19 protein-coding genes and 1 tRNA gene are annotated in these 17,685 nt (G+C 29.8%); 10 read left to right on the top strand and 10 right to left on the bottom strand.

Annotation, left to right across the window (positions count from 1 at the left end):
- Positions 1-29: 29 nt before the first annotated feature.
- From ACYPV9_RS12940 to ACYPV9_RS12925, 4 genes are all read right to left on the bottom strand, one after another.
- Positions 30-1,181: a lycopene cyclase family protein gene (locus tag ACYPV9_RS12940; protein WP_459744331.1), complete on the bottom strand. Its 1,152-nt coding sequence runs from the start codon at positions 1,179-1,181 to the stop codon at positions 30-32.
- Between the two features lie 7 nt (positions 1,182-1,188).
- Positions 1,189-1,674: an ABC transporter ATPase gene (locus ACYPV9_RS12935; protein ID WP_299063159.1), complete on the bottom strand. Its 486-nt coding sequence runs from the start codon at positions 1,672-1,674 to the stop codon at positions 1,189-1,191.
- Positions 1,675-1,761: 87 nt separating this feature from the next.
- On the bottom strand, positions 1,762-2,373 hold the full coding sequence (locus ACYPV9_RS12930; protein WP_459744328.1) for a thioredoxin family protein: 612 nt from the start codon (positions 2,371-2,373) through the stop codon (positions 1,762-1,764).
- Positions 2,374-2,437: 64 nt separating this feature from the next.
- Positions 2,438-3,379 (bottom strand): NAD-dependent epimerase/dehydratase family protein, encoded by a 942-nt coding sequence (locus tag ACYPV9_RS12925; protein ID WP_459744326.1) that lies wholly within the window; start codon positions 3,377-3,379, stop codon positions 2,438-2,440.
- A 173-nt stretch (positions 3,380-3,552) separates the two neighbouring features.
- On the opposite strand from ACYPV9_RS12925, the gene ACYPV9_RS12920 reads away from it, so the two are divergent.
- Both ACYPV9_RS12920 and ACYPV9_RS12915 read left to right on the top strand, forming a co-directional pair.
- On the top strand, positions 3,553-4,176 hold the full coding sequence (locus ACYPV9_RS12920) for a hypothetical protein (RefSeq protein WP_299063169.1): 624 nt from the start codon (positions 3,553-3,555) through the stop codon (positions 4,174-4,176).
- 5 nt (positions 4,177-4,181) lie between these two features.
- Positions 4,182-4,697 (top strand): nuclear transport factor 2 family protein, encoded by a 516-nt coding sequence (locus tag ACYPV9_RS12915; RefSeq protein ID WP_299063172.1) that lies wholly within the window; start codon positions 4,182-4,184, stop codon positions 4,695-4,697.
- Positions 4,698-4,803: 106 nt separating this feature from the next.
- Here the strand turns inward: ACYPV9_RS12915 and ACYPV9_RS12910 are convergent, their stop codons facing one another.
- The 5 genes from ACYPV9_RS12910 to ACYPV9_RS12890 form a co-directional block, all read right to left on the bottom strand.
- Positions 4,804-5,277, bottom strand: coding sequence for a regulatory protein RecX (locus ACYPV9_RS12910; RefSeq protein ID WP_299063174.1), 474 nt, complete (start codon positions 5,275-5,277; stop codon positions 4,804-4,806).
- Between the two features lie 124 nt (positions 5,278-5,401).
- Complete coding sequence (locus tag ACYPV9_RS12905; RefSeq protein ID WP_459744321.1) at positions 5,402-8,863, bottom strand: efflux RND transporter permease subunit; 3,462 nt, start codon at positions 8,861-8,863, stop codon at positions 5,402-5,404.
- A gap of 13 nt (positions 8,864-8,876) precedes the next feature.
- Positions 8,877-10,049: an efflux RND transporter periplasmic adaptor subunit gene (locus tag ACYPV9_RS12900; RefSeq protein WP_459744319.1), complete on the bottom strand. Its 1,173-nt coding sequence runs from the start codon at positions 10,047-10,049 to the stop codon at positions 8,877-8,879.
- A 9-nt stretch (positions 10,050-10,058) separates the two neighbouring features.
- Positions 10,059-11,390 carry a TolC family protein gene (locus tag ACYPV9_RS12895; protein ID WP_459744317.1) on the bottom strand — a complete coding sequence of 444 codons (1,332 nt, stop codon included), beginning with the start codon at positions 11,388-11,390 and terminating at the stop codon, positions 10,059-10,061.
- 7 nt (positions 11,391-11,397) lie between these two features.
- Positions 11,398-11,997 (bottom strand): TetR/AcrR family transcriptional regulator, encoded by a 600-nt coding sequence (locus tag ACYPV9_RS12890; protein WP_299064036.1) that lies wholly within the window; start codon positions 11,995-11,997, stop codon positions 11,398-11,400.
- 127 nt (positions 11,998-12,124) lie between these two features.
- Here ACYPV9_RS12890 and ACYPV9_RS12885 point away from each other — a divergent pair, with 127 nt between their 5' ends.
- The 3 genes from ACYPV9_RS12885 to ACYPV9_RS12875 all read left to right on the top strand — a co-directional run bounded on the left by ACYPV9_RS12885 (position 12,125) and on the right by ACYPV9_RS12875 (position 13,493).
- Positions 12,125-13,096 carry a polyprenyl synthetase family protein gene (locus tag ACYPV9_RS12885; RefSeq protein WP_459744314.1) on the top strand — a complete coding sequence of 324 codons (972 nt, stop codon included), beginning with the start codon at positions 12,125-12,127 and terminating at the stop codon, positions 13,094-13,096.
- Between the two features lie 61 nt (positions 13,097-13,157).
- Positions 13,158-13,231, top strand: a tRNA-Ile gene (locus ACYPV9_RS12880).
- Positions 13,232-13,313: 82 nt separating this feature from the next.
- On the top strand, positions 13,314-13,493 hold the full coding sequence (locus tag ACYPV9_RS12875) for a PID-CTERM protein-sorting domain-containing protein (RefSeq protein ID WP_299063187.1): 180 nt from the start codon (positions 13,314-13,316) through the stop codon (positions 13,491-13,493).
- Between the two features lie 12 nt (positions 13,494-13,505).
- Here the strand turns inward: ACYPV9_RS12875 and ACYPV9_RS12870 are convergent, their stop codons facing one another.
- A complete protein-coding gene (locus ACYPV9_RS12870; RefSeq protein WP_459744312.1) occupies positions 13,506-14,102 on the bottom strand; it encodes a riboflavin synthase in 597 nt (198 codons plus the stop codon).
- Between the two features lie 57 nt (positions 14,103-14,159).
- On the opposite strand from ACYPV9_RS12870, the gene pdxA reads away from it, so the two are divergent.
- The 5 genes from pdxA (at position 14,160) to accB (ending at position 17,673) form a co-directional block, all read left to right on the top strand.
- Positions 14,160-15,200 carry a 4-hydroxythreonine-4-phosphate dehydrogenase PdxA gene (gene pdxA / locus ACYPV9_RS12865; protein WP_299063192.1) on the top strand — a complete coding sequence of 347 codons (1,041 nt, stop codon included), beginning with the start codon at positions 14,160-14,162 and terminating at the stop codon, positions 15,198-15,200.
- Between the two features lie 80 nt (positions 15,201-15,280).
- Complete coding sequence (locus ACYPV9_RS12860; RefSeq protein ID WP_299063195.1) at positions 15,281-15,817, top strand: YceD family protein; 537 nt, start codon at positions 15,281-15,283, stop codon at positions 15,815-15,817.
- A gap of 1 nt (position 15,818) precedes the next feature.
- On the top strand, positions 15,819-16,013 hold the full coding sequence (gene rpmF, locus ACYPV9_RS12855) for a 50S ribosomal protein L32 (RefSeq protein WP_068361688.1): 195 nt from the start codon (positions 15,819-15,821) through the stop codon (positions 16,011-16,013).
- 153 nt (positions 16,014-16,166) lie between these two features.
- Positions 16,167-17,156 carry a beta-ketoacyl-ACP synthase III gene (locus tag ACYPV9_RS12850; protein ID WP_299063198.1) on the top strand — a complete coding sequence of 330 codons (990 nt, stop codon included), beginning with the start codon at positions 16,167-16,169 and terminating at the stop codon, positions 17,154-17,156.
- A 31-nt stretch (positions 17,157-17,187) separates the two neighbouring features.
- Complete coding sequence (gene accB / locus ACYPV9_RS12845; protein ID WP_459744308.1) at positions 17,188-17,673, top strand: acetyl-CoA carboxylase biotin carboxyl carrier protein; 486 nt, start codon at positions 17,188-17,190, stop codon at positions 17,671-17,673.
- Positions 17,674-17,685 lie beyond the last annotated feature (12 nt).

The raw sequence follows: 17,685 nt of genomic DNA, 5'->3' as shown, positions 1-17,685 counted from the left end.
GATTTTAAATCTATCCTTTTTTTTTGAAATTATCTTTTGATAAATAGTTGTCGAATTCCGGAAGTTAAAAAGGGAAGAATTGGTAAATTTTTCATTATCGAAAAATCTTCTTTTATAGTACTTTCGTTGCCTAAAAAAGCTAGAATTTTTTCTGGTGAATTTTTTTTAAAAATTCTTGTAAAAACTTCTTTACCAGTTAATTTGTTAGAAAGTAGTACATCAATTAAAGTTCTATCATACCAGTTATATATTCTATCTTTAAAAGTAGTTTTATTTAAAATAGGTTGATTATTCTTTAAGTTTAATACAATTTCTGATACATTCTTTTGAATGAATTGAAATGTATAACCGCTGCTTGCTTTTGTAAATCCGCCAGCAGTACCAATATTTATTATTGTATTGCTTTCAGTTCTTTTAAAATTTGCTAAAGACATTGGTATAACACCAAATTCTTGATGTTTAATTGAATATTTATCTATATTTAAATCTTCTTTAATATATTTCTTTAAAGCGTTATCGTAGGCTTCTTTTTCTATAAGTTTTGGTGTAAATAAAGTGTATTCTATTAAAGCTTCTGTTTTAGAAGTTGGTAAAACATACATAAAAGTGGCACCATGTTCTTGAGAAATGGTAAAATCCATTAATCGCCCAACGTTTGTGTCAAATTGAGCTGTTTCTGTTTTTATAACCCAACCTTTAAAATGTTGTAAAAGAGAGTTTTTTTCTGTGATTACAGGATTGAATAAACTTGTCGAATTGAACACTATTTTACTCGTATAATTGGCAAGGTTTGTTTTTACAATTCCAAGATTTTCATCAGAAGAAATCGAAAGAATATTTTCTTGAACAAAAGTTACGTTTGTAAACTTTTTTACAGAGTCTAAAACAAAATTATAAAAATCAATTCCTTGAATCATTTTGTAAGTGTAACTGCCTAAATCTAGATTTTTTTTAAAATTTGAGGTTAGAAATGCAAGACTATTCCATTTTGCGGAAACAACTGCTTCAAAAGTACCAGTTTCTTTTTCCCAATAACACCAAGTTCTATCGTTGGTTTTCTTAGAATCTTTATCGATTACTAAAATAGATTTATGTTGTAGTAAAGGTTCTTGTAATATACGATATAGCAAGCTTAAACCTGCGCATCCAGAACCTGCAATAATATAATCGTATTTTTTCATCAAAAAATTATTTCAAAAAGCGGTTATACCAACTGTCTTCGATAGGAATTTCCCAGAAATTCTCAAAATCTTCTTTTGTAGTAATTAAGTTATCAAAAACTATTGATTTACCTGTTAAAGCTTTGTTTTTTAATAGTTTTTTAAAGTCTTTTAAATCTTTGTATTGTACAAATTCACCTTGTTTAAAACAAACATTCATTCTGTCTAGAAGTTCTACATCATATTCTTGTTGTAAACTTAAAATAAACGATACAGAAGCATCTATATCTGCGCCTTTTAAAGGTGTGGTAACATCATCTGCCGTAATTACAATAAATCGATTGTATAAAATTTTATAAGAAGCTTTAAAAGTCTCATCATCTTGTTTCCAAGTACTAATAAATGCTTTTACCTTTTCTTCTAAAGCTTCAATTTCATTTGCATAAAATTTTCTACTAGAAGGATATACCCAAACTTTTGCGTCTTCTGGTATTTCTTTAAAATCTACAAACATTCTATTTTATTTAGAGTACAAATATAACCAAAAGAAAAACCGCAAACAGAAAATGTGTTTGCGGTTTTTAAAAAAGATAAATACTATTTATATTTCTTTTGCCGATATTTCTGTAGCAAGCTTTACTAAATCTTCTTGCACATTTTTACCTTTGTTTTTATTGTACCAAACTTGTAAATCTTGTTTAAACTGTGCGTCAATAGTGCCATTTTTTTCTTTATAATCTGCAACCATTTTAGTAGCTGTAGAAGGTCTTGGTCCCCAAGTATTAATAACATTGTTGTCTTTATCTAAAGCAATTAATTTAGGAATACTTCTACCGCCGTTAGTAAGAAACAAATCCATTAAAGGTAAGTTTTCGTCTCTTAAAACTATTCTTAAATCTACTTTATCTGTAGTATCTGCAATTTTTTGAAGTACAGGAATGTTTTGTGCAGCATCGCCACACCAACCTTCGGTAATTACCAACCAAGTTTGTGGTGCAGTTACTTTTTGAAATTTAGAGATTGTTTCTTCAGAAATTTTAATAGTTTTATCTAAACGTTTCATACGTTTATCATTTAATAAACTATAATTTGTTAAAGCCTCAGATTGTATTGGGCCTGTTGCTTTACCTTCTTCTAATAAATTGCTAACTAAATTTCTGTACTCTGCGTAAGAAATTGTGTTTTTAAGACTATTCTCTATAATTTCTTTCATGCTAAAAATTGCTTGGTTTAAGAGTTTAGACGTACATTTTTAATAATCTTACAATGCTTAAATTTTAATTATTTAAGTTCGATAAAATTTCTTTGGTCATGCTTTCTAAATTAAATTTATGTTGCCAGTTCCAATCTTTTCGAGCTTCAGAATCATCAATAACAGAAGGCCAACTATCTGCAATTTCTTGTCTAAAGTCTGGTTTGTAAGAAATTTTAAATTCTGGTAAGTGTTTTTTTATTTCTAAAGCAATTTCTTCTGGTGTAAAATCTATAGCGGCTAAATTATAAGCAGTTCTAACTTTTACATCTTTTGGTTTTGCTTGCATAAGTTGTATGGTAGCGTTTACAGCATCATCCATAAACATCATTGGTAAACGTGTTTTTTCTGATAAAAAGCATTCGTAATTACCTTCTTCTAATGCTTTAAAATAAATATCTACGGCATAATCTGTTGTGCCGCCACCTGGTTTTGTTTTCCAAGAAATGATACCAGGATAACGAATGCTTCGAACATCTACACCAAACTTTTCGTGATAATAATTACACCAAAACTCTCCAGAAAGTTTACTAATTCCGTAAACAGTACTTGGTTCCATTATTGTTTTTTGTGGTGTATTCTCTTTAGGAGTTGTTGGTCCAAATACGGCTATAGAGCTTGGCCAATAAACTTGTTTTATATGTTTTTCTTTAGCCAAATCTAATACGCCAAGTAAAGATGTCATGTTTAAATCCCACGCTTTTTGTGGAAATTTCTCGGCTGTTGCAGATAACATTGCCGCTAATAAATAAACCTGAGTAACATCATATTTTTTAACCATTTTTAAAATGGTTTCTTTATCTGTGGCATCTATAATTTCAAAAGGACCAGAAGTCATCATATCTTCATTACCTTCTCTAATATCAGAAGCAATAACATTATTGTTACCGTAAATTGTACGTAGTTTTTGGGTTAACTCGTTACCAATTTGCCCGCTGGCACCTAAAACTAAAATAGTTTCATTCATTTTTAGATTGAATTAAAATCAACAACAAAGGTACTTAATTTAAGTATTCGTAATAATTATTTAATAAAATAATTATTCAGTAATTTATTAGCTTATATAACCAATTTGTTATCATTTCTTTAAAAACTATTTTACGCTTAAAAATGTGTATTTTTACTTTTTTAAATAATATCGTGAAATATATATACCTTTTATTACTAAGCGTTTTTGTAGTTTCTTGTGGAAACAAACAAGAAAATAAAGAAGAAATAAAACCAAAACCATTAATGGCTTTGGCACAATCTCACACCAAAACAGCACCAGTTTTACCTACATTTTACAACGAAGTAAAAGACTGGAAATACCTAAAAGAAGTAGATTCTTTTTTTGTTAAATATCAAAAAATTTCACCTAACGAAGCTTTAAGTAATGCTGTTGAGTTAAAAGATTTGGTTAAAAGGTTAAAAGACAGTGTTAAACCTCAAAAATTTGATATTCCTTCTGTAAATGCTAGAATCAATATTTTATATAATGAGGTTTTAAGATTAGCAGATATTACAGAAATTAGTGCTATTGAAGCAGCAGAAGTAAATAAACAAGTAAGTAAAACGATGGCTGCCTTTTCTGATATTAATACAAAAATAAATACCGTTTTAGCTAAAATTAGATTTGAGAACGAAATTGATATTGATGTAGATTTTATTGGTTTAGATTCTACGCGATTAGATACTGTTTCTAAAAAATCGATAGATTTAAGAATGAAAGAAAAGCTAATAGAAAAAAATAATTTAGACAAAGGCTCTAGGCAAAGACAATAAACATCATGAAAAAAGTAATAGCAATATTAACAAGTATATTGGTTTTAAGTGCTTGTGCATCATCAAAAGTTATAAAAAAAGATGCTGAAACTATAAAGGAAGATATAAACATTTTTATGGTGAATTGGCACAAAGCTGCTGCAGATGCAAATTTTGACAATTACTTTAATGCAATGTCTACAGACGCGGTTTATATTGGTACAGCAGCCGAAGAAATCTGGACCAAAAAGGAATTTATTGGCTTTAGCAAACCTTTTTTTGATAGAGGTAAAGCATGGTCTTTTACCACTTTAGAAAGAAATGTTTATGTAAACAAAAACAAAGATTTTGTATGGTTTGATGAGCTTTTAAATACTTGGATGGGAACTTGTAGAGGTTCTGGTGTTTTAGAAAACATCGATGGTAAATGGCAAATAAAGCAATATGTTTTATCTGTTGCAATTCCAAATGACGATGTTCAAAAAGTTATAAATGCAAAAAATGAAAATGATGCTAAGTTTTTAAAAAAATATAAAAATTAATTTTTTAGTAGCTATTTCCTGCTTTCGCAACTCGCTTTTTTCGTTCCTCAAAAGAGCTCAAACAAATTGCTCTATCAGGGCTAAGTGTATTTGCTAGCTTATTCTATTAACTAACAATTTCATTAACCACTTTAAAAATAAGTTCATTTTCAAAACCTTTGCGCATTAAAAAGCCTATCAATTTATTTTTACGTTTGTAAATATCGCTTTCAGAAATTACAGCATTTCTATTTTCTGTAATTCTATAAATGGTTTCAATATATTCTTCTTCTTCAATTTCTTTAAGAGCAGTTTTAATATTATAAGCAGAAATATCTTTAAACTTTAACTCTCTAACAATTCTTTGTTTTCCCCAATTTTTAATCCTGAATTTTCCTCTTGCAAAACTTTTAGCAAAACGTTCTTCGTTCAGAAAATTATCTTTCATTAAACTTAAAAGTATAAGTTCTCTAGCTTCCGGAATCAAATTATAATCACGCATTTTTTGTTCTACCTCTTTATGGCAACGATCTTGGTAAACACAATACTGTTCTATTTTGCGTTTAATTTCTTCTACGGTAAACGATTTTTTTTGCATCATTGGCTCAAAAATATAAAAAGGGATGAAACCTAAACGATTTCATCCCTTTATTTGTTTACATTTTCTTTTAAAAATTATTCTTGTCCTTCTGTGTAAGCAAGTTTTGTTTTATCTACGTCATTATTTAATTGTCTTTAATTCTCATTTTAAATTTAGTAATTAAAAAGAATAAAATTGGCACAACAATAAGAGTTAAGAAAGTTGCCACAACAAGACCATAAATAACTGTCCAAGCTAATGGTCCCCAAAAAACAACGTTATCTCCACCAAAATAAATATGAGGGTTAAACTCGCTAAATAAAGTGAAAAAGTTAATATTTAAACCAATTGCTAAAGGTATTAAACCTAAAATAGTAGTAATAGCAGTTAATAAAACGGGTCTTAGACGCGCTTTACCAGCTTGTACAATACTTGTAAATAGTTCTTCTTTTGGTAAAAATTCATCTTCCTCTAAATCTAAACTATCTTTCTTTCTATCTATTAACAATTGTGCGTAATCTAGTAAAACTACACCGTTGTTTACCACAATACCAGCAAGAGAAATAATTCCCATCATTGTCATCATAATAACAAAAGGAGCGCCAGAGATTACCAATCCACCAAATACACCAATGAAACTTAAAAATATGGCAAGCATTATAATTCCTGGTTTAGAAACCGAATTAAATTGGAAAATTAAGATGAAAAATATCAATGCCAATCCTGTAAAAAATGCTCCAACTAAAAAGTTCATTTGCTTTTCTTGTTCTTCTAGTTGACCAGTATAATCTATTTTAATTCCTTTAGGTAAATTTTTAAAGTTTTTCATTTCTTCTCTAATTTTACCAACAACAGCGCCTGCATCTGTTTCTCCAGGAGCTAATGCAGAGTAAACTGTTACAACACGTTTTAATTTTTTATGCTTAATTGCACTGAAACCAGAGTTGTTTGTTTGTGTGGCTACTGTAGAAACCGGAATTTCTTTTATTTTACCAGAAGCCATATCTCTAAAGATTATATTCTGATTAAAAACAGCACTTTTATTATATCTATCTTCTTTATTAAAACGAACATAAATGTCATAATCTTCACCATCTTCTTTATAAACACCTGCTTTGTTACCAAAAATAGAAGCTCTTAATTGTTGCCCAACTTGTCCTGTAGATACGCCTAATTCACCTGCTTTTTTTCTATCTACAACAACTTTCATTGCTGGTTTGTCTCTGTTAACATCAATTTTTAGTTCATCAATACCAGAAATACTTTTGGTATTAATAAAATCTCGCATTCTTTGCGCAGTTGTAATTAATTCTGCGTAATCATCACCTTGTATTTCAATGTTGATAGGAGATCCAACTGGTGGTCCGTTTGCGTCTTTTTCTACAGAAATTAATACACCAGGATAAATACCTACCAAAGCAGTTTGTACTTTTTGTCTTAAAAGCTCACTGTCTAAACCTCTTCTATATTTATATTCTCTCATAGAAGCGGTAATTTTACCTTTATGTGGCATTTCTGCTGCAGAACCACCATCCGTTTGTGGATTTCCGGCACCTTCACCAACTTGAGATACTAAACTTTCTACCATAAAGTTGTAATCGCCATCCATATAATCATCACTATATAAAACATCAGATACCTTTTGTTCTATTAATTTAGTAATGCTATTTGTTTTTTCGATATCTGTACCTTCTGGGTATTCTATATAAACAATAATTTGATTTGGTTTGTTGTCTGGAAAAAATTCAACTTTTGTTCTTTGTGATTTCAAAGACATACCAAAAGACATAAAAGCAACAATTAGTAGTACAAAAGTACTAAAGGTTAAAACATAAGGTGTCCAGCCAGACAATGCTCTTTTTAATTGTCTTTCGTACCAAGATTCTAACCTAGGTAATACTTTATTTTGAAAACTATTTGCCCAACCTCTTAAAAATAATCTATAAGCCCAAAGCATTATTGCTGTAAAAATCATTAAAGTACCTAAAGCCCTATAAGCGCCACCAGTTATTAAAACTAGAACACCTAATGCTGTCATAATACTTGTAATAATTACAATTCTTTTTACTGGCATATCTTTATCTTCTACGCTCATGTATTGTGATACAAGTACAGAGTTAAAGAAAATAGCAACTAATAAAGAAGAACCTAATACAGTAGATAATGTAATTGGTAGCAACTTCATAAAGTCTCCCATAATTCCTGGCCAAAGACCTAAAGGAATAAATGCAGCAACTGTTGTTGCAGTAGAAATAATAATAGGAAAAGCAATTTCACTAATACCTTTTTTAGCGGCATCAACTTTATTCATTCCTTCTTCATCCATTAAACGATATACGTTTTCTACAACTACAATTCCGTTGTCAACTAACATACCAAGACCCATAATAAGTCCGAAAAGTATCATGGTATTCATGGTGTAGCCCAACATGTTTAAAATCATTAAAGACATAAACATAGACATAGGTATTGCAAAACCAACAAAAACAGCGTTTTTAAATCCTAAGAAAAACATTAAAACAACGACAACTAGTATTACACCAAAAATAATGTTGTTTACTAAATCATCTACTTGTCCAATAGTTTTGGGAGATTGATCATTTGCAATTGTAACTTTTAAATCTTTTGGAAACTCATTTGCAATAGCATCATCTACAATTACCTGAATTTTTTCTGCGGCAGCAACCATGTTTTTACCTGCACGCTTTTTAACATCTAACATTACAACAGCTTCACCACGTTCTCTTGCATAAGTTGTTTTGTCTTTATCTTTAAAAGATACTTTTGCAACATCTTTTAAGTAAATAGGATTGTTGAATTCAGATTTAATTACAAAATCTTCTAATTCTGAAGGTTTGTCTATTTCTCCTATAATTCTGATGGTTCTTCTTTGTCCGCTTGTTATAAAATTACCGGCAGACATTGTTACGTTTCCGTTTCCAATTGCAGCTGTAATGTCGGCAAAACTAACTTTATTGGCCATCATTTTATAAACATCAACAGCAACTTCTACCTCTTTTTCTTGCGCACCTCTTATATCTGCCTTTTTAATTTCTGGTAAATCTTCAATTTCATCTTGTAAATATTCACCAAACTCTTTTAGTTTATAAACAGGATAATCTCCAGAAATATTAATATTTAAAATTGGCATTTCTTCAGACATACTTAAATTAAATACGTTTGGTTCTACTTTTGCGCCATTAAAAGTAGGCCAATCTTCACTAGAAGTTTCTGTATCTATTTCGTCTTTTACCTTTTGTTTGGCTTGTTCTACGGTAATGTTTTCATCAAACTCTACAATTACAATAGAATAATCTTCTTGCGAAGTAGAAGTAACTTCTACAACATTACTTACTGTTTTTACTTTATCTTCTAAAGGATCTGTAATTAGTTTCTCTATATCTTCTGCTGTGTTACCAGGATAAATTGTACTAATATATATTTTAGTTTCTTTTACTTCCGGAAAATTTTCTCTGGCCATACTAAAATATGCAGTAATACCATAGAAAAACAATACGCCCATTATTACATAAATGGTAGTTTTGTTGTTAATTGCCCAAGAAGATAATTTAAACTCTTTGTCTATTTTCTTTTTTTCTTTTGACATCTTAGATGAGTTTTTATTTATTGATAACCTTTACAGTTTGACCATTATTTACACTTCTAGCACCTTCATCAATAATTTCTGTACCTACAGGTAAGTTTTCTAAAACCTCTATAAGATTACCTTGTGTTTTACCAGTTTTAATAATTACTCTTTCTGCTGTAGCTTCTTGTGCATCATTTTTATCTCTAATAACATAAATAAACTGTTCTCCGTTAGCGTTTTCAGAAATAATACTTTGAGGAATTAATACAGATTCTTCATCAGAATAATCATTAATTTGAAGTTTTGCCGTTAAGTTAGGTTTTACATTTCCGCTTTTATTAGAAACAGGAACCTCTATTTTAAATGATCTGTTGTTAGGATTGATGTAGCTACCAACTTGATTGACTTTACTGTCTAAAGAAATTCCTAAAACAGGAAAACTAACTTTAACAGCTTTGTTTTTTGTAATACTTGTAATATATCTTTCTGGCACTTCTGCTTCGATATACATATTGTTTAAGTTAACTATTCTAAAAACTTCAGAACCTTGCCCAGGTGCAATTACTGTACCTGCTTCTTTAAAAATATCATCTATAACTCCAGAAAAAGGAGCTCTAATAGAAGCTTTTGCTAACTGACTTTTTAATTGCTTTAAACTGCTTGATTGTGCTTGGTAATTTGTTTTTGTTTGTAAAAACTGTATTTCAGAACCTATTTTTTGTTCCCATAAACGTTTTTGACGTTCGTAAGTAGTTTTTGCCAATTGTGTAGTTGCTTCTAGTTGTGCAACTTGATTTGCCAAACCGCCATCGTCTATTGTAGCCAACAATTGTCCTTTGTATACTTTTTGACCTTCTTTAACCAAAACTCTTTTTAAAATACCAGGCATTTCTGGGTATATTAAAATGTTTTGTTTAGTTGTTACGTTTCCTTGTAACTCTAAATAATGATTAAAAACAGTGTCTTTTGCAACAAAAGTTGTAATTAAAGGAAGTTTTTTATCAGTATCTTTTTCTGCAATAGCTGCATTTATAGCTTCTAAATCTTTATTTATTTCTTCTAATTTAGAAGTTATTTCTTTTTTCTTTGCTGTTAATTCTTTTAAATTACCAGTAGTAACGATGCTTTCTACTGATGTTTCTTTGCTTTCTCCACAAGAAACTAAAATAGCCGATATAACTAATAATGAATATATTTTTCTCATTGTAATGTATTATTTGATTGGTAGGTTTAATGCGTTTTCTAAAGTTGCTTTTTTAGCAATAACTTCTAACATAGATTGTATGTAGTTTTGTTGCTGTGTATATAATTGGTTTTGAGCTTGTAATAAATCGAAACTAGAAGAAATACCTTCAAAAAACTTTACACGTTGTTTCTTTTCGATTCTTTCCGCTAAACCAACATTCTTTTTATTAGTTTGATAATTATCTATGCTTATTTGATAGTCGTTTTTAGCTTTTTGAGCTTCTAAAGACAATTTTTGTTTTATTTCTTGTAACCTTAGATCTGCAGTTTCTAATGCAATTTTTGCTTGTGCGGTTTTTGCACTTCTACCAAAACTACTAAAAATAGGAATTTTTAAACTTACGCCTAATAAAGAAGAATCGAACCAACGTTGGTTGCTATCTAAAAATGTAAAAGAATCTGAGTTTGCTTGTGCACCATAATTTAAAAAAGCACTTAATGTTGGTAAAGCTTTACTTTGCTCTAATTTTACCATTAATTTTTTAGTTTCTAAGTCGTTTTCAGAAATTTTAAAATCGATATGATTGTTTACATTAAATGTTTCTGAAATTAGTTTTAAGCTGATGTTGTCTTCAGCTAAAGAATCTAAAGAATCTGTAAGAATTAATTTTGTAGAAATAGGATTTCCTAAAGAAAGATTTAACATTTGATATGCAATTTCTTTCATTCTTTTAGTGTTATTTAATTGGTTTTTTAGGTTTCCTAAAGTAATTTCTAGTTGTTCTACATCTTCTTCTTCATTTAAACCATTTTCATAAATTTTTCTTGCATCGTCAAAATTCTTTTGAAGAATTTTTATGTTTCCTTCTAAAATAGAAATACTATTTTCTGTAACTAAAACATTTCCGTAGGCATTAATAACAGCTTCTTTGGTTAACATTTCTGTTTTTTCATTTGCTTGTTCAGAAATCTTTAAGTAGGTTTTAGATGCTTGTAAACCTACAAGATAAGAACCATCAAAAAGCAATTGTCTTAAAGTTACAGTTGCATTCATGTTTTGTTTTGTACCAAAAATAAACTCTTCATTTGTACCATCTTGGTCAAAATCTGCCAACGTAATCGGTTGTTTTATAAAGTTTTGATAATCGATATTACCATCAATTTGAGGTAAACCAATTGTGGTAGTTTCCCAAACCTTTTTTTCTGCAGCTAAAATGTCGTTTTTAGAGGCTTTGGTGTTATAACTATTCTCTAGTGCAAAGTTAATTGCTTCTTTAAGAGACAGCGTTTGTGTTTTTTCTTGTGCGTTAGTTATTAAGAAAAAACAGGTGCTAAAGTATACCAGTATTCTTTTTTTCATGGTAGATTTATTTCAGTTTTAATTGGGTTTCTAATTGTTGTATTCCTATATCTGTGCAAATACCTCTTAAGTGATATTCTAAATGATATTGCATTAATGTATTCATAGAATAATCTCTTAAAGGAAATAGGTCTTTGTCTTTAATACCTATCATTCCGTTAAAATAAATTCTAGAAATAAATTCTACATCAATATCTTTTCTGTATAGGCCTTTGTTAATTCCTTCATTTAAATTCTTAATCACAAAATCTTGCATAATTAAAAATTGTTTTTTCTTTAAAGGAGCATAAATTTTAGGGTAATATTTTTGTAGTTGATATTGAGGGGAAGATTTTTCATCCTTTAAATTTTCCATAATAAACCTTTTAATAGTAAAAAGTTCGTCTATCGGATCAAGGTTTAAGCCACATATTGAGTCAATACCGCCACAAACATTATCAAACATATATAATGTTACAGCGTCTACAAGTTCCGTTTTGTTTTTAAAGTACTTATATATTGTCTTTTTAGAGACGCCTAAAGAACTCGCAATTTCGTCCATGGTTACGCTCTTAAAGCCGAGGTTTAAGAATAGCTCTCTAGATTGGTCTAATATTTTATCTCTCATAATTCGGATGCAAATGTACAAAAGGAAACTTTAGAAACAAAAATAGTTTCCAAAGTTTTAAACATTTTTTAACGTTAGAACTTTAAATAAGAATTTCTTTACATTATTTTTACAAAAAATTTTAGATTTGGACATTTTACAATATCAAAAGGAATTTCTATCTTATTTAGAATCAAAAAAATGGATACACGAGCCTAAAAACTTGTACGAACCAATAGATTATATTTTACAGCTAGGAGGTAAGAGGATTAGACCTGTTTTAACTTTAATGGCTGCTGATATATTTTCTAACAATGTAAGTAAGGCACTACCAGCTGCTTTAGCGGTAGAGGTTTTTCATAATTTTACATTAGTTCATGATGATATTATGGATGATGCCCCACTTAGAAGAGGTAAGGCAACGGTTCATGAAAAATGGAATATAAACACAGGTATACTTTCTGGAGATGCTATGCTAATATTAGCATATCAATATTTCGAGAATTACGAACCTGTTGTTTTTCAGAAATTAGCCAAATTATTTAGCAAAACTGCTTTAGAAGTATGTGACGGACAGCAATTAGATGTTGATTTTGAAACAAGATCTGATGTTGCGATTCCGGAATATATTAACATGATTCGCTTAAAAACGTCTGTTTTAGTTGCAGCTGCATTAAAAATGGGTGCAATTGTAGCCGAAACAACAGATGATAATGCAAATTTAATTTATGATTTTGGTTTAAATTTAGGGTTAGCATTTCAGTTACAAGACGATTATTTAGACACTTTTGGAGATCCAGAGACATTTGGAAAACAAATTGGTGGAGATATTATAGAAAATAAAAAGACATATTTATATCTTAAGGCATTAGAAATTGCTAATGAAGAAGAGAAAGGTAAGTTGCAATATTTTTATAAGAAGAAGCTTAATGAGAACTCTGTTAAGATTTCTGAAGTAAGAAGAATCTTCGAATTGAACGATATTCCGCTTTTAATTAAGCAAGAAATAACAAATTATACCGAAAAAGCTTTCGATACTTTAGCTAAAATGAGTATTAAAGAGTCTGATAAACAGGGTCTTAAAGATTTTGGTTTATGGTTGATGAATAGATCTGTATAAGATTTTTGTTTTTTTTTACCAGAATATTAAAAATAATAGTACATTTGCATCCAATAATTTTGGTCCCATAGCTCAGTTGGTTAGAGCACCTGACTCATAATCAGGTGGTCCTTGGTTCGAGCCCAAGTGGGACCACTTTATTTTTTTAGCATATATCAAATAAAAATTAGATATTTGTAAAAAAAAATTTCAAAATTTTAATCTGGGGGGATATAAAATGAAGAAAATAAAATATTTAGTACTAATAATAGTGCTTTTTTCTGTTCAATTGGTTTTTGGTCAAATTGTACCACCACCAATACCACCACCACCACCACCAGGGTTGTCTGTTGATGGAGGTTTGTTGTTTTTAGTGGCTTCAGCTTTAATTTATGGTGTAGCTAAATTAAAAAACTAACCTTTTTTTATTTTAATCGTTATTTTTTAAAGTTAGTCTGCTAACGTATTTTCCTATAACATCAAATTCTAAATTTACTTTATCGTTTATTGCTAAATTTTTAAAAGATGTGTTCTCTAATGTGTAAGGTATTATTGCAACACTAAACGAGTCGTCTTTAGAGTTTACAACTGTTAAACTAACTCCGTTTACAGTTATAGAACCTTTTTCTATTGTAATATTATTGTTTATTTTAGAGTTGTATTCAAACGTAAAAACAGTACTTCCATTTTGATTTTCAATATTTACGCAAGTACCTGTTTCATCTACATGCCCTTGTACAATATGGCCATCTAATCGATCGCCAAGTTTCATTGCTCTTTCTAAATTTACAATAGAATTTACTTTTAATTCTCCAATATTTGTTTTGTTTAAAGTTTCTTTAATAGCTGTAACCGTGTATTCACTATCTTTAATACCAACAACAGTTAAGCATACGCCGTTATGTGCAACACTTTGGTCTATTTTTAATTCGTTTGTAATACTGCTACTTACTGTTATATGAAGATTATCTTTCTCACTTACTAAATTTGTTACTTTACCAAGTGTCTCTATTATTCCTGTAAACATTTCTCTAAATTTTAGTTACTTTTGTAGAATATCAAAATTAAGAATATTACAAGAGTTATGGCTGATAAAACTGATAAAATAATCGTTGGAATTTCAATAGGAGATTTAAATGGTATAGGTATTGAAGTTATTTTAAAAACATTTGAAGATAAGAGAATGTTAGATTTCTGTACGCCGGTTTTATTTGGTGCGATGAAAGTTGTTTCTTATCATAAGAAAGCTTTAAAATTAGATGTTCCTGTACATGGAATTAACCAAATTAATCAATTAAATCATTCTAAAATAAATGTTTTAAATGTTTGGAAAGAAGATGTTTCTATTAAATTAGGAGAGGAAACTAAAGTTTCAGGTTTATATGCAGCAAAATCTTTAGAAGCTGCGGTAGAACATTTAAAGAATAAAAGTATAGATGTTTTACTAACTGCACCTATTAATAAAGAAACCATACAGTCAGAAACATTTAATTTTCCAGGTCATACAGAATATTTAGAAGAAAACTTACCTGGTAAAAGTTTAATGATTCTAATGACAGACGTATTAAGAATTGGTTTGATAACGGGTCATATTCCTATTTCGAAAGTAGCAGAAGCTATTACTCCAGAAATTATTAAAGAAAAAGTGTCTACAATGCATGCTTCTTTAAAGAAAGATTTTGGCATTGCGAAACCAAAAATTGCAGTTTTAGGTTTGAATCCTCATTGTGGTGATAAAGGAGTAATTGGTAAAGAAGATGATGAAATTATAAAACCAACAATAGAAGAAATTAAAGAAAGTGGCAAATTAGTTTTTGGGCCTTATGCTGCAGATGGTTTCTTCGGGTCTGAAACTTATAAGCAATTTGATGGCGTTTTAGCAACCTATCACGATCAAGGTTTAGCTCCTTTTAAAGCATTGTCTTTTGGTAACGGCGTAAATTTCACTGCAGGATTAAGTGAAATTAGAACATCACCAGATCATGGAACCGGTTTCGATATTGCTGGTAAAAACCTTGCAAACCCATCGTCTTTTAAGGAAGCTTTGTTTTCTGCTATTCAAATTTATAAGGAAAGAAATGAATATAAAGAACTCACTAAAAACACGCTTTTAGTAAAGCATTAAAAATAAATTTCTTTTTTTTAAAGAAAACGGTGTATAAAAACATTTTTTTATATCTTTGCACGCTCAATTGATGTTTGATAATGAAAGACTTGAAACAATACAACATACAGTTTGTAGGACTAAAAGAAGGAAAACATCTATTTGAGTATAGTATTGATAATACGTTCTTTGAGTTTTATAATTATAGTGAGTTTAATAAATCTTCTATAAATGTTACTTTAGAGTTTGTAAAAAAAAGCACTTTTTTTGAGCTTTTGTTTATAGCCTCAGGTACAGTTAACGTACCTTGTGATGTTACAAATGAGTATTTTGAGCTTGAAATTACTTCTAAATTACCTTTAGTTGTGAAATTTGGTCCAGAATATAATGATGATAATGAAGAGATTTTAATTTTACCTCATGAAGTATATCAATTTAATGTAGCGCAATTTATTTACGAAATGATTGTGTTAGCTGTTCCAAGTAAAAGAGTTCATCCAAAAGTACTAGATGGTACAATGAAGTCTGAAGCTTTAAGCAAATTAGAAGAGTTAGAAATAAAAGAAGAAAAAACTGTTGAAACAACAGACCCTAGATGGGATAAATTAAAGAATTTAATAACAGAAAAAAAGACATAAAATGGCACATCCTAAAAGAAAAATATCGAAAACGAGAAGAGATAAAAGGAGAACGCATTATAAAGCATCTGCACAACAGATTGCTACAGATCCAACTACAGGTGAAGCACACTTATATCACAGAGCTCACTGGCACGAAGGTAAACTTTACTATAGAGGTCAAGTAGTATTAGAATCTGCAGCAGCAGAAGCATAGAAAATTTTTATTTTACATAAAAAACCCTCAAATTTGAGGGTTTTTTTGCGTTTTTATACGAAATCCCATCGTTTTAATACTTTTTATTCTAAAAAGTAAAATAAATTTCATTTCTTTGAAATTCCTTAACATTGGGATAACAAACTAAGTATTATGACAAAAATCACTGCAGCAATTACAGCAGTAGGGAAATATGTTCCTGAATATGTTTTAACTAACAAAGAGTTAGAAAGCTATGTAGATACCAATGACGAATGGATTACTACAAGAACAGGTATCAAAGAAAGAAGAATCTTAAAAGGAGAAGGTCTAGGTACTTCTTATATGGCTATCAAAGCATCAGAAGACTTAATTAGCAAGAAAAATTTAGATCCTAAAGAGATTGATTTGGTAATCGTTGCTACAGCAACACCAGATTTACCAGTGGCATCTACTGCTTCTTATGTTGCAACAGAAATAGGAGCAACAAATGCTTTTGCTTACGATTTACAAGCTGCTTGTTCGAGTTTCTTATATGGTATGTCTACTGTTACTAGTTATATAGAATCTGGTAGGTATAAAAAAGTACTTTTAATAGGAGCCGATAAAATGTCTTCTATAATAGATTATACAGATAGAGCAACTTGTATAATTTTTGGTGATGGGGCAGGAGCTGCTTTATTTGAACCAAATACAGAAGGGTTAGGTTTTCAAGATGAATACTTAAGAAGTGATGGTATTGGTAGAGATTTTTTAAGAATTGAAGCAGGTGGTTCTCAAATGCCAGCTACAAAACAAACAGTAGAAGAAGGTAAACATTTTGTTTATCAAGAAGGTAAAACTGTTTTTAAATATGCCGTTTCTAATATGGCAGATGTTGCCGAAAAAATGTTGGTTAGAAATAACTTAACAGAACCAGATATACAGTGGTTGGTAGCACATCAAGCTAATAAAAGAATAATAGAAGCAACAGCTAAAAGGGTAGGTGTTTCTGCAGAAAAAGTAATGATGAATATTCACCGTTACGGTAACACTACTTCTGCAACTTTACCATTATTATTAGCAGATTACGAAAATGAGCTTAAAAAAGGAGATAATTTAATATTTGCCGCATTTGGTGGTGGTTTCACTTGGGGAGCCGCGTATCTTAAATGGGCTTACTAATTTATAAAAATAACAACTAAACAATAAGGAAATGGATATTAAAGAAATTCAAAATCTTATAAAATTTGTAGCTAAATCTGGTGCAAGCGAGGTAAAGTTAGAAATGGAAGATGTAAAAATTACAATTAGAACAGGTTCTGGAAAAACAGAAACTACTATTGTGCAAGCTGCACCAATGCAAGGTTTACCTCAAATGCCGGCGCAACAAGCACCATCGGCACCAGTTGTTGCTACAGAACAAGCTGCTGCACCTGTATCTGATAATGACGATTCTAAATTTATTACTATAAAATCTCCAATAATCGGAACTTTCTATAGAAAGCCTTCTCCAGACAAGCCAAACTTTGTAGAAGTTGGTACAGAGGTTAAAGTTGGTGATACAGTATGTGTTATTGAAGCGATGAAATTATTTAACGAAATTGAATCAGAAATCTCTGGTAAGATTGTTAAAGTATTAGTAGACGATTCTTCTCCTGTAGAATTCGATCAACCATTATTTTTGGTAGACCCATCATAATAATTAATTATG

This window comes from Polaribacter sp. OB-PA-B3 (genome assembly GCF_054589375.1).
Note: the sequence above shows the minus strand (reverse complement) of the source record. Positions and strands in the feature narration are given on the sequence as shown.

Coding starts and splice junctions, on each gene's coding strand:
- ACYPV9_RS12940 (WP_459744331.1), bottom strand. CDS start 1,181: ATGAAAAAATACGATTATATTATTGCAGGTTCTGGATGCGCAGGTTTA.
- ACYPV9_RS12935 (WP_299063159.1), bottom strand. CDS start 1,674: ATGTTTGTAGATTTTAAAGAAATACCAGAAGACGCAAAAGTTTGGGTA.
- ACYPV9_RS12930 (WP_459744328.1), bottom strand. CDS start 2,373: ATGAAAGAAATTATAGAGAATAGTCTTAAAAACACAATTTCTTACGCA.
- ACYPV9_RS12925 (WP_459744326.1), bottom strand. CDS start 3,379: ATGAATGAAACTATTTTAGTTTTAGGTGCCAGCGGGCAAATTGGTAAC.
- ACYPV9_RS12915 (WP_299063172.1), top strand. CDS start 4,182: ATGAAAAAAGTAATAGCAATATTAACAAGTATATTGGTTTTAAGTGCT.
- ACYPV9_RS12910 (WP_299063174.1), bottom strand. CDS start 5,277: ATGATGCAAAAAAAATCGTTTACCGTAGAAGAAATTAAACGCAAAATA.
- ACYPV9_RS12905 (WP_459744321.1), bottom strand. CDS start 8,863: ATGTCAAAAGAAAAAAAGAAAATAGACAAAGAGTTTAAATTATCTTCT.
- ACYPV9_RS12900 (WP_459744319.1), bottom strand. CDS start 10,049: ATGAGAAAAATATATTCATTATTAGTTATATCGGCTATTTTAGTTTCT.
- ACYPV9_RS12895 (WP_459744317.1), bottom strand. CDS start 11,390: ATGAAAAAAAGAATACTGGTATACTTTAGCACCTGTTTTTTCTTAATA.
- ACYPV9_RS12890 (WP_299064036.1), bottom strand. CDS start 11,997: ATGAGAGATAAAATATTAGACCAATCTAGAGAGCTATTCTTAAACCTC.
- ACYPV9_RS12875 (WP_299063187.1), top strand. CDS start 13,314: ATGAAGAAAATAAAATATTTAGTACTAATAATAGTGCTTTTTTCTGTT.
- ACYPV9_RS12870 (WP_459744312.1), bottom strand. CDS start 14,102: ATGTTTACAGGAATAATAGAGACACTTGGTAAAGTAACAAATTTAGTA.
- pdxA (WP_299063192.1), top strand. CDS start 14,160: ATGGCTGATAAAACTGATAAAATAATCGTTGGAATTTCAATAGGAGAT.
- ACYPV9_RS12860 (WP_299063195.1), top strand. CDS start 15,281: ATGAAAGACTTGAAACAATACAACATACAGTTTGTAGGACTAAAAGAA.
- rpmF (WP_068361688.1), top strand. CDS start 15,819: ATGGCACATCCTAAAAGAAAAATATCGAAAACGAGAAGAGATAAAAGG.
- ACYPV9_RS12850 (WP_299063198.1), top strand. CDS start 16,167: ATGACAAAAATCACTGCAGCAATTACAGCAGTAGGGAAATATGTTCCT.
- accB (WP_459744308.1), top strand. CDS start 17,188: ATGGATATTAAAGAAATTCAAAATCTTATAAAATTTGTAGCTAAATCT.